The following is an 11563-nucleotide window of genomic DNA, read 5'->3' on the forward strand; positions in this document are numbered from 1 at the left end:
GGTTCCGCTGTTAGGGCGCGGACGGGTAAAACTGGCTCAACGCACGTGCTCGTCGCGTAGACGCGAAGCGAATCCGGTGAGGCTCATCGTCCCCAGATCCTCCCCTCCCCGCGTGCGCACGGCAACCTCCCCATTATCCCGCTCGCGGTCGCCGACCACCAGCAGGTATGGCACCCGTTGCAGCGTGTGCTCGCGGATCTTACGTCCGATCTTCTCGTTCCGCAAATCCGCCTCGACCCGTACCCCTTGATTTGCAAGGGTTTTCCGGACCTCGTCCACATACTCCGCCTGTGCATCGGTGATGTTCATCACCACCGCCTGGACCGGGGCCAGCCACGGGGGCAGCTGGCCGGCATGGTGCTCGATCAGGATGCCGATGAAGCGCTCCATCGAGCCCACGATGGCGCGATGCAGCATGACCGGGTGGCGCTTCTGGCTGTGCTCGTCGACGTATTCCGCGCCGAGGCGGGCCGGCATCATGAAGTCGACCTGCATGGTGCCCAGCTGCCAGGTCCGGCCGATGGCGTCGCGCAGGTGGTACTCGATCTTCGGGCCGTAGAACGCGCCTTCGCCCGGAAGCTCCTCCCACTCCACCCCTGCCGAGCGCAGGGCCGAGCGCAGCGCAGCCTCGGCCTTGTCCCAGGTGGCGTCGTCACCGAGCCGGGGCTCGGGGCGCAGGGCGATCTTCAGCTGTACGTCGCTGAAGCCGAAGTCCGCATACACCTGCATCGCCTGCTGGTGGAACGCGGTGACCTCGGCCTCGACCTGCTCCTCGGTACAGAACACGTGGCCGTCGTCCTGGGTGAAGCCGCGCACCCGCAGGATGCCGTGCAGCGCCCCGGAGGGCTCGTTGCGATGGCAGGCACCGAACTCGCCGTAGCGGATGGGCAGGTCGCGGTAGCTGTGCAGGCCGTGGTTGAACACCTGCACATGGCCCGGGCAGTTCATCGGCTTGAGCGCGTAGGTGCGCTTCTCCGACTCGGTGAAGAACATGTTGTCCTTGTAGTTGTCCCAGTGGCCGGACTGCTTCCACAAGGACACGTCGAGGATCTGCGGACAGCGCACCTCGCGGTAACCCGATTCGCGGTACACCCGGCGCATGTGCTGCTCGACCGCCTGCCAGATCGCCCAGCCCTTGGGGTGCCAGAAGATCAGGCCCGGGGCCTCTTCCTGCAGGTGGAAGAGTTCCTGCTGCTTGGCGATCTTGCGGTGGTCGCGCTTCTCGGCCTCCTCCATCCGCAGGATGTAGGCCTTGAGCTGCTTGGGATCGGCCCACGCGGTGCCGTAGACGCGCTGCAGCTGCTCGTTCTTGGAATCCCCGCGCCAGTAGGCGCCGGAGATGCGGGTCAGCTTGAAGGCCTTGAGGAAGCGTGTGTTGGGCACGTGCGGGCCGCGGCACATGTCCACGTATTCCTGGTGGTGGTACAGCCCCATCGCCTGCTCGTCGGGCATGTCCTCGACCAGCCGCAGCTTGTAGTCCTCCCCGCGCTGGCTGAACGTGGCGATGACCTCGTCGCGCGGCGTCACCTTCTTGATGACGTCGTACTCGGTGTCGATCAGCTCGGCCATGCGCTGCTCGATCGCCGCCATGTCCTCGGGCGTGAACGGCCGGGCGTTCCAGATGTCGTAGTAGAAGCCGTCCTCGATCACCGGGCCGATGACCATCTTGGCCTCGGGGTAGAGCTGCTTCACCGCGTGCCCCACCAGGTGGGCGCAGGAGTGGCGGATGATCTCCACGCCCTCGGCGTCCTTGGGGGTGATGATCCGCAGCGTGGCGTCGCGATCGATGATGTCGCAGGCATCCACCAGCCGGCCATCGACTTCGCCGGCCACGGTGGCCTTGGCCAACCCGGCGCCGATGGACTGGGCCACGTCCATGGCGGACACGGGCTGTTCGAATTCGCGGCGGCTGCCGTCGGGGAGGGTGATCGTGATCATGGGGGCCTTCGAATCGGTGGGCGCGGGCTCAGCCGCGATCTGTGCAGGAGGTGCCGGGCCCGTGGCGCGCGACGCGCCGGCGGGTGGGCAACAAAAAAGCGCCGCGAGGGCGCCTGTGTCCAAGCAGCCTCGGGCGGGTCAACAGGGGGCGATGGTAGTGCTCATGTCGCACGCTCGGCCGGCGTTTCCGCGGGCCACCCGGGTAGGGGGAGTCAGGGGGCGATTCTACCCACACCAGCCCGGTCGCGTGACAGGCGGCTCCAGGGCCGGACAACAAGAACTCCGGCTCCTCGTAGCTTGGCGGTCATCGATTCCGTGTCGAGCCACTGCGTTATGCCCTGCCCTGTCGTATGTCTATGCGTCGAGGCCATCAAATTGCGCTCAACTCAGATGAACGGCGAAGCTGGGGTGTCGCAGTGCTTGATACGAAGCCCCCCCTAATATCCTCTAGCCCGCGTCACAGGGAACTTGCTGCTAATCGACTCATTGAAATCCGGATTAGTAAAAAGAACGATGAATTACAACTGCCGGTAACGCGCCAACACCAGGGGGGCGATATGAACGTACTGACCATTGACCTCGAGAACTGCTACGGGATTCGTAAGCTGGAAGCGAGTTTAGATTTTTCCAGGACCAAAGCGATCGCCATCTATGCCCCGAACGGCTCGATGAAGAGTTCGCTTGCGCAAACGTTCCACGACATTGCGAGCGACCAGCCGTCGAGAGACCGCATCTTCGCAAGCCGCGTGACTAAGCGCATCGTGAAGGACGAGACGGGCGTAGATATCTCGCGGGAAAGTGTCCTCGTCATTCGTCCCTATGACGAGACCGTCGGGCACTCGGCGCGCACCTCCACATTGTTAGTGAATCCTGAACTGCGCCACGAGTACGAGGAACTGCATGCCGAAATCGAATCAGCAAAGGCGGAATTTCTCGCAGCGGTGCGAGATCGATCCAAGACCAAGCGCGATGTATCAAAGGAGATCTCAATGGTCTTCACGGCGGCGCCAGACAAACTCTATGTCGCTTTGAATAGGATCAAGGACGAAGTCGCTGACGGGCCAGAATCAATGCTGCGAGACGTGCCCTATGACCTGATTTTCGACGAGAAAGTCTTAGGCTTCCTTGAGACCAAGGACTTTAGGACCGCCATCGACGATTTCATCAAGAAGCATAACGAATTGCTGGCGGCCTCGACCTACTTTAAGAAAGGGGTCTTCAACTACTACAACGCCACACAGGTGGCCAAGCAGCTAGCAGATAACGGTTTCTTCAAAGCCCAACATTCAATTAATCTCAATGCCAGCGAGACCATCGAGATCACCACGCAAGAGCAGCTTGAGAGGCTGATCGCCGCTGAGAAGGATGCGATCAGCAACGACCAAGAACTGCGCAAGAAATTTGCAGAGATCGAGAAACTAATTCAGAAGAATGTGACTGTGCGTGAATTCGAAGCATATTTGCTTGATCACGAGGAATTGCTGACCAAGTTTGCAAATATGGCAGATTTCCGACAGGAGGTTTGGAAAGCATACATTGACACCTGCCATGCCGAGTACAAGGCGCTGCTAGACAAGTACCAGGCGGCAGAAACACGTAGGAAAGAAATCGAGCAACAGGCCCAGCGCGAGCGAACTCAGTGGGAAGACGTGATCGACATCTTCAACTCACGATTCTTCGTGCCATTCCGCCTAAAGGTATCGAACCGGATGGACGTGATCCTCGGGTTAGAGGAGATGCTCAGCTTGGGATTTGTGTTCGACGACGGCACCGAGCAGGCCCCTGTAGATAGAGCGTCCCTGCTTCAGTCGCTGAGCACGGGTGAGAAAAAGGCCCTCTACGTGCTCAACGTGCTATTTGAGATAGAAGCGAGGAAGAAGGCGGGTCAGGACACGCTAATGGTGGTTGATGACATCGCGGATTCGTTTGACTACAAGAATAAGTACGCGATTATCCAGTATCTAATGGACATCGCCCAGGGGCCGCACTTTAAGCAAATCCTTCTCACGCACAACTTCGATTTCTATCGCACCGTGGAGAGCCGATTCGTCGGTTATCCCAATTGTCGGATGGTCGCCAAAACCAGTGCGGGTGTCGAGCTGATGCCCGCGGAAGGCGTCAAGAACGTGTTCATCAGGGATTGGAAGGAGGCCTTCTTCTCCAGTTCGCTTAAAATGCTCGCGTGCATTTCATTTATGCGAAACCTAATTGAGTACACCCGCGGCGAAAGCGACCATGAGTTCTTGAAACTGACCTCGTTGCTACATTGGAAAGCCGACTCGGGGACGATATTAGTGTCGGACTTAGACGCAATCTACAACGGCCTATTCGGCACAAACGGAACGTCGGCGAATCCCTCACAAGGGGTGGTCGCCCTCATTGAGGAAGAGGCGGCACACTGCCTGAGTGCGCCGGAGGGCATAAACTTCCCCAACAAAGTCGTGCTTGCAATTGCCACGCGCCTGACCGCGGAAAGGTTTATGGCCTCCCGCATAAATGATCAAGAATTCTTAGAGGGTATTATGTCCAACCAGACCGGCACTCTTGTTCGTAAGTTTCAGGAACTCTTTCCGTCTGAGCGTGCGACACTGAGCATTCTGCAGCGCGTAGCATTGATGACGCCGGAGAACATTCATCTAAATTCTTTCATGTACGAACCCATCCTAGATATGTCGGACGGTCACCTGCGCCGGTTGTTCACCGACGTACGCGAGCTTCATTGATTTTATGGATTTCTCGCCGACGGTCACGGCACGTGACGCTTACAATAGGTATATCGCCGTCACGATGGTAGTTAGGCCATGGCGTGACTACCCCTGCTGACCGCGAGCAAACGCGGCCGGCTGCCCCGCCGCAGATTCTCAGCGCGGCCACCTGAGGGCAGGTTGATCCGATAGACGGGGAAATCGGCGATAGAGATGTCGTGGTCGATCGCGCGTCGCCCCACCGCTGTTTTGGCACTGGGTTAGCGTGAGTCCGGCTACACCGCACCTCCAGAGCGTCAGGTGTAACGCGCCGGGTCGCTGCGACACAATTGGACGCTGGTTTTCGCTCCACGCCCTACCCCTACCCCTCCGGAAGTCCTACATGAAAATCAGGGAAGTCCTACACCCGCTGGTCCAGCACAAGCTGGGCCTGATGCGCCGCGCCGACAACAGCACCAAGAGTTTCCGCGAGCTGGCATCGGAGGTGGCGATGCTGCTGACCTATGAAGCCACGGCCGACATGGAGACCGAGGCGGTCACCGTGGAGGGATGGGCGGGGCCGGTGGAAACCCGCCGGATCAAGGGCGCGAAGGTCACCCTGGTGCCGATCCTGCGCGCCGGGCTGGGCATGCTCCCGGGCGTGCTTGAACTCATCCCCGCCGCGAAGGTGGGCGTGGTCGGACTGCAGCGCGACGAGGCCACGCTGCAGCCGGTGGGCTACTACGAAAAACTGAGCGGGCGCATGGACGAGCGCACCGCGATCATCCTCGACCCGATGCTGGCCACGGGTGGCAGCCTGGTGGCGACGGTGGACCTGCTCAAGGCCGCGGGCTGCAGGCGGATCAAGGGACTTTTCCTGGTCGCGGCGCCCGAGGGCCTGCGCGCGCTCGAAGGGCGCCATCCGGATGTCGAGGTGTACACGGCATCCATCGACGAGCGGCTCAACGAGGTCGGTTACATCCTGCCGGGGCTGGGCGACGCCGGCGACAAGATCTTCGGCACCCGCCACGGGTGACCCGCGGGCCACCGCTCGACACGTCGCTCCTCAGCCCGGGCGGCGGCGGCGGGCGTAAACCAGGCCTGCCAGCGCGAGCGCCAGCAGCGCACCTGCGAGCAGCCATGGCCAGAGCGTGCCGCCCGGGCGACCGGTGGCGGCGGGCGGCGCAGCGGTGGCTTCGTTGGCCACCGCCTCGGGTGCGGACACCGGTGGGAGCGGCGCGGCGTTGAGTGCGGCTTCGGCAGTACGCGGCGAGAGCTGCCAGCGTCCGTTGCGCAGTTCCACGCGCCCCAGCAGGGGCGGCAGGTGCAGTTCCCGCCAGGTAATGCGCAGGTCGCCGACCTCCGGCGCAAGCGGGTTCTCGGCACTGCCAAGGCCATCGCCTTCAGGCTGGAACGTCGCGGCCATGTTGAGTGGCAGCTCGCTGAACCCGGGGCGGAACGGGCGCCATTCACCCAGGCCCTGGATTACCGTCGCATCCATGGGGTGTCCAGCCAGGGTGGCGTCACGTGCCCACCAGCGTTGCGCATCGAGCGGCAATTCCGGGTTCTGGTGAGCGTCGCCGAAGTCGGCCGACTCGATCCGGCCTGCGCTCCACACCCGTTCCAGGCGGCCGCGATGGCGTCGCCACTGGTACATCTGCACCTGCCGGTCGAGTCCGAATGCACGCGTGGTCACGCCGAAGTCGGGGTCGGCCAGCACCGCACCCGGGCTGGGAATGGCTTCCTCCACCAGCAGCACCGGGCGGGCGGGTGCCGTCCTGGCGACCGCGGCGGCCATGGGTGAGGCGGCCAACAGCAGGCACGCCACGACCACCGCGCGCCACGCGCGCCCGCAATTCATGCAGCCAGCGTCCGAGCGTGCAGTTCGCGCACTTCGTGCGCGGTGCCGTAGCGCCCGCGCTCGTCCCGGGTCACCTGGGCCAGCGCGCACCCGGGGTCATGGGTAAAGAACAGGTGGACGTTGCGCACCAGCATGTCGGCCAGGAATGCCTGCTTCTCGTCGATCAGCAACTCGGCGTTGCGGTCATAGCCCATGGTGATGGGGACATGCACCCACGGCCGCCCCGGGATCAGGTCGGCGCAGAACACGACCCCACCGTGCGGCTCCCCGTCCACGCGCTCGGGGCCCACGATCTCCGCCAGCATCAACCCCGGCGTGTGGCCGTGGCTGAAGTGGAAGCGGACGGCATCGCCCAGTGCTTGCGAATGGGGGCCGTCGACCAGTTCGAGCCGCCCGGTCGCTTCGAGCAACGCGGGAAGCTCCGGGATGAAGCTGGCGCGGTCCCGGGGATGGGGGTGCGTGGCGCGCTGCCAGTGCTCGCGGCCCACCACGTAGGTGGCGTCCGGAAACACCAGGCGGGGGGGCTGCCCTTCCTCGAACGGCGTGAGCAGGCCGCCCGCGTGGTCGAAGTGCAGGTGGGAGAGCACCACCACGTCGATGTCGGCAGGCGCAAGACCGGCGGCTGCCAATGAGTCCAGCAGCACGTGCCGCTCCTCGACCACGCCGTAGCGCTCGCGCAGCTTCGGATCGAAGAAGGTGCCGATGCCGGCCTCGAACAACACCGTCCTGCCGTTGAGCGGGCTCGCCAGCAGCGCCCGGCACGCCAGGTCGATGCGGTTTTCCCCATCGTGCTCCGCCCATCGGGCCCACAGGGCACGCGGCGCGTTGCCGAACATGGCACCGCCGTCGAGCTTCTGCGAGTTGCCCATCAACGACCAGAGTTTCATGGCCGGCTCCTGCGTTGCGTCGGTGCGGGATGGATACGGTACTGCGTACGGCATCGACGTGTGTTGACGAAGGTCATGCCGGCATTGCCACACATGGACGGCCTACCGTGTGCGTCGCACCGCCGCCTCGCCCACGGTGTGGCGCGGGTCGCTGGCAGCCTCCAGGGTGTTGTCGACGCGGTTCCACGAAACGCTTTGCAGGTTGCCCCAGGTGTGGCTGGATGTACTGCCCGAGACCTCCTCGGCAGGTCGCTTGACGGCATGGCCCATGGCTTCAAGCGCGGCAGCCACGTCATCGGACAGCGCGCCGCTTTCGGCGGAGACCACGTCGGGCAGCCACTGGTGGTGGTAGCGCGGCAATGCCACCACCGCAGCGGCGTCCAGCCCATCGGCATAACCGAGCATGCCCAGCAGGACCATGGTGATGATCCGGCTTCCGCCCGGCGTGCCCAATACGGCAATGCGTTCGTCGGAGACCATGAAGCTGGGAGTCATCGAGCTGAGCATCCGCTTGCCCGGTTCGACCGCATTGGCCTTGAACCCCATCACCCCGTACGCGTTGGGCGTGCCGGGCTTGAGTGCGAAGTCGTCCATTTCATTGTTGAGCATCACGCCCGTGCCCGGGGGTACCAGTCCGGAGCCGAACAGCAGGTTGACTGTCTGGGTGGCCGCGACCCGGTTTCCCTCCGAATCGATGATGGAGAAATGCGAGGTCTCCTCGTCCTCCAGCGGCGTAGGTTGGCCGGACAGCAGTTCGCTGGGGGTCGCCTTTTGCGGGTGGATCGTCGAGCGCAGGCCGGCGGCGTAGGCCGGATCGGTCAGCAGCTCGAGCGGTATCTCGATGAAGTCTGGATCGCCCAGGTAGAACGTGCGATCGCGGAAGGCGCGGCGCATCGCCTCGACGGTCAGGTGCACCCGCTGCGGTTCCGGCTGCGAGGCCAGGTCCCAGGCCGAGAGGATCTGCATCATCTGCGTGAGCGCCACACCGCCCGAGGAGGGCGGCGGCGCGGTGACGATCTCCCAACCGTCGTACTCGAACCGCAACGGCTCGCGCTCGCGCACCCGGTAGCCGGCCAGTTCTTCCGCGGACCATCGGCCGCCTTCCGCGGCGACACCCGCCAGCAGGCGGCGGGCCACGTCACCGCGGTAGAAGCCAGCGAAACCGTCGCGGGCGATCGCCTCCAGCGTTTGCGCAAGCTCGGGCTGCCGGAGCGTCTCACCCATTTGGGGCGCGTCGCCATCGGCCAGGTACACCGCGCGCGTGCCGGCATAGCGCTCCATCACCTGGGCACGCGCCTTGTAGCCGTGTTCCAGGCGTTCGTAGACGGGGAAGCCATCGCGCGCCAGCCGGATCGCGGGCGCCAGCGTGCGTTGCAGCGGCAGGCGCCCGTACTTTTCCGCGACGTGGACCAGCGCCGCCGGCAGCCCGGGAATGCCTGCCGCCCACGGACCGTTGGTGGCACGGTCGCGATCAAGCGCGCCGTCCGCGTCCAGGTACACGCCCGGCGCGGCGCTGGCGATCGGGGCGGTCTCGCGCGCATCAAGGAAGACGTCGCGCCCGCTGCCGGCCTCGTGCAGGAGGAAGAAGCCACCCCCGCCCAACCCGGAGCTGATCGGCTCCACCACCGAGAGCGCGGCCGAGACCGCGACCGCCGCATCGAACGCGTTGCCACCCGCCTCGATCGCCTCGAAGCCGGCCCGGGTGGCGAGCGCGTGGGCGCTGGCGATGGCGGTGCCCGGCGGCGTGGCCGCGATCGCCGGCTCGCCTGCCTGCGCGGCGCGCTGGACGTCCCCGGCATGGAGCACGGGCACCCCGGCCCAGAACAGGGCGGCCAGCACAGTGGTTCGCAACGCATCGAACATGCAGCGGTACTCCGTGGGTGTGCGGTCGCCTGCCCGGGCGGATACCTCAGGCCGGGGCCCGCAGATGCGCCAGCTTGGCCAGCAGCTGGCCCTCGGTTTCGGCATGGTCCGGGTCCGGGTCGATGCATTCGACCGGGCAGACCACGACGCATTGCGGCTCGTCGAAATGGCCGACGCATTCGGTGCATCGCGCCGGGTCGATCACGTAGATCACCTCGCCCTGGGAGATGGCCTCGTTGGGACAGGCCGGCTCGCAGACGTCGCAATTGACGCAAAGCTCGTTGATCTTCAGCGACATGGGGGCACGGTAGGAGGGGCGCGTTCGCCGATCAAGCGTTCGGGTGGAACGCTGTACGGCATGGCGCGAGTCCGCAGCGCGTGCTCCGGATTGCAGGGAGCCGCCCGGTGGTCTTGCGCCAAGGCAGTGACGTCTACCGGCACGCGGTCATCGCAGCGACGCCCCAAATGCCTGCGCGTGGCCGCGATGCGGCCACGCGCAACCAGTCACTGGGCCGGGACGAACTTGTAGTTGACGCCGGCCGGTGCGACGGCGGCCTCGACACGTGCGCTGTCGGCGGCGTTGCCGATGAAGAGCACCTTGACGCCCTTCAACGTATCCGGGGCGACACCTTCGAACGCGGACACGATCAGGTCGGCCATCCGGCCGGACGCCGGCGATCCGTAGGCCAGCATGTTGCCCTCGGTCACGCCCCGGGCGACGTCGCCCTGGGCCTTCTCCAGCTGGCGGTCGTAGAAGCCCTGGAAACCCTCGGCATCCTCGGCGGGCAGGTAGTACAGGTACGGACTGGTCACGACGTCGTCCATGTTGCGGCGGACCACCTCGGTCAGGTAGTTGCCCCATGCGTCATCGTTGTTGTCGGCCGGTGCGGTCAGCGGCGCCTGCTCGACCACGGCGGCTTCGTCGGCGCCGTCGTCCTGGCAGGCAGCCAGCATCGGCAGGGAAAGGCAGGCGACCAGCAGCATGCGGGTGGTGGTGTTCATCGGGTTCCCCATTCGGTTTTTGTGGTGCGTGGTGGATCGTGGTTGGACGCTCATTCGCGGGTGCACTGCCATTCGGCCTGCAGCGCAGTGGCCACTGCCGGTGGAACGAAGCCGGAGACGTCGCCGCCGAGGCGGGCGATCTCGCGCACCAGCGACGAGGAAATGAAGCCGTACTGCTCGGCCGGGGTGAGGAACAGCGTCTCCACCTCCGGGATCAGGTGGCGGTTCATGCTTGCCAGCTGGAACTCGTACTCGAAGTCCGACACCGCGCGCAGGCCGCGCAGCAGCACGCCGCCCCCAACCTGGTCGACGAAATGCGCCAGCAGGCAGTCGAAACCGCGCACTTCCACGTGGGGGTGGTGGGCGACGGCATCGCGCGTCAGCTTCACGCGCAACTCCAGCGGCAGCGCCGGGCCCTTGCCGGGGCTTTCGGCCACGCCGATGATCAGCCGCTCGAACAACGGCGCGGCCCGGTCGACCAAATCGATGTGGCCGTTGGTGATCGGGTCGAAGGTGCCCGGGTAGACGGCGATGCGGGTGCGTGCCACGGTCATTCGGAAGGCTTGAACCGGTTGGGACATGACGGCCCGGGAATGGGCGGGAAGCGATCAACCGCCGGCCGGGACGGCGCCGGCGACGTCTGGGGGCAGTGTATCAGCGGGCCGCGCGACACGCCGGTACAGCGCATGGCGTACGTCGCGACTTCGGCTTTCCCGGTGCAGGTGCCAATCCGTCGGCAGCGGATGGGCCGCCCCGACGGGCGACTCCAGGTACAGCCAGGCGTCGGCGCGCATCCGCGGCAGCAAGGCCCCAAGCGCCGGTTGCCACAGGTCGGCGGCGAACGGCGGGTCGACGAAGGCGATGTCCCAGCTGGCCACTGGTTGCCGCGCCAGCCACGCCACCGCATCGGCATTGACCACACGGCCGGCCTCGCCGCCCGGCAGTCGCTCAAGGGTGGCGACCAGTGATCCGGCCAGCGTCCGGTCGCGCTCGACCAGCACCGCGCCGTCAGCACCCCGCGACAGGGCCTCCAGGCCGAGTGCGCCACTGCCGGCGAACAGGTCCAGGACCTGCGCACCCGGCAACACCGGTTGCAACCAGTTGAAAAGCGTCTCGCGTACCCGGTCCGTGGTGGGGCGCAGGCCCTCGACATCCGGCACCGGGAGCCGCGTGCCACGCCAGCGGCCGGCGATGATGCGCACCACGCCCGGCGCGCGAGCATCGCCCTGGCCGGCACGCGTGCGTCCGTTGCGAGAGGCTTTGTTCATGGGGTCCGGCGGGGGTCGGGTGCTAGCATGTCGGCATTCTCGCGCATCTGCAGACAGCCC

10 protein-coding genes are annotated in these 11563 nt (G+C 65.3%); 2 read left to right on the forward strand and 8 right to left on the reverse strand.

Annotated elements, in window-relative coordinates:
- Positions 1-36: 36 nt before the first annotated feature.
- Positions 37-1938, reverse strand: coding sequence for a threonine--tRNA ligase (gene thrS, locus ACJQWL_RS03945; protein WP_330967616.1), 1902 nt, complete (start codon positions 1936-1938; stop codon positions 37-39).
- A 557-nt stretch (positions 1939-2495) separates the two neighbouring features.
- Between thrS and ACJQWL_RS03950 the strand changes: the two genes are divergently transcribed.
- On the forward strand, positions 2496-4661 hold the full coding sequence (locus ACJQWL_RS03950) for an AAA family ATPase (protein WP_330967615.1): 2166 nt from the start codon (positions 2496-2498) through the stop codon (positions 4659-4661).
- A 364-nt stretch (positions 4662-5025) separates the two neighbouring features.
- A complete protein-coding gene (upp, locus tag ACJQWL_RS03955) occupies positions 5026-5658 on the forward strand; it encodes a uracil phosphoribosyltransferase (protein WP_330967614.1) in 633 nt (210 codons plus the stop codon).
- A gap of 30 nt (positions 5659-5688) precedes the next feature.
- Here upp and ACJQWL_RS03960 read toward each other — a convergent pair whose 3' ends face one another.
- The 7 genes from ACJQWL_RS03960 to rsmD all read right to left on the reverse strand — a co-directional run bounded on the left by ACJQWL_RS03960 (position 5689) and on the right by rsmD (position 11503).
- Complete coding sequence (locus tag ACJQWL_RS03960; RefSeq protein WP_330967613.1) at positions 5689-6483, reverse strand: TMEM43 family protein; 795 nt, start codon at positions 6481-6483, stop codon at positions 5689-5691.
- Positions 6480-7370, reverse strand: a complete 891-nt coding sequence (locus ACJQWL_RS03965) for an MBL fold metallo-hydrolase (RefSeq protein ID WP_330967612.1) — start codon at positions 7368-7370, stop codon at positions 6480-6482. Before ACJQWL_RS03965 ends, ACJQWL_RS03960 begins: the two co-directional genes overlap by 4 nt.
- A gap of 102 nt (positions 7371-7472) precedes the next feature.
- Positions 7473-9233: a gamma-glutamyltransferase gene (ggt, locus tag ACJQWL_RS03970; RefSeq protein WP_411300730.1), complete on the reverse strand. Its 1761-nt coding sequence runs from the start codon at positions 9231-9233 to the stop codon at positions 7473-7475.
- 46 nt (positions 9234-9279) lie between these two features.
- Complete coding sequence (locus ACJQWL_RS03975; protein WP_330967611.1) at positions 9280-9531, reverse strand: YfhL family 4Fe-4S dicluster ferredoxin; 252 nt, start codon at positions 9529-9531, stop codon at positions 9280-9282.
- 206 nt (positions 9532-9737) lie between these two features.
- Positions 9738-10235: a hypothetical protein gene (locus tag ACJQWL_RS03980; RefSeq protein ID WP_411300731.1), complete on the reverse strand. Its 498-nt coding sequence runs from the start codon at positions 10233-10235 to the stop codon at positions 9738-9740.
- 50 nt (positions 10236-10285) lie between these two features.
- On the reverse strand, positions 10286-10789 hold the full coding sequence (gene coaD, locus ACJQWL_RS03985) for a pantetheine-phosphate adenylyltransferase (protein WP_330967646.1): 504 nt from the start codon (positions 10787-10789) through the stop codon (positions 10286-10288).
- 54 nt (positions 10790-10843) lie between these two features.
- Entirely contained in the window at positions 10844-11503 is a 660-nt protein-coding gene (rsmD, locus tag ACJQWL_RS03990) for a 16S rRNA (guanine(966)-N(2))-methyltransferase RsmD (protein WP_330967610.1), read from the reverse strand.
- Positions 11504-11563: the final 60 nt, after the last annotated feature.

Source organism: Novilysobacter viscosus (assembly GCF_046600715.1).
Classification (GTDB): domain Bacteria; phylum Pseudomonadota; class Gammaproteobacteria; order Xanthomonadales; family Xanthomonadaceae; genus Lysobacter_C; species Lysobacter_C viscosus.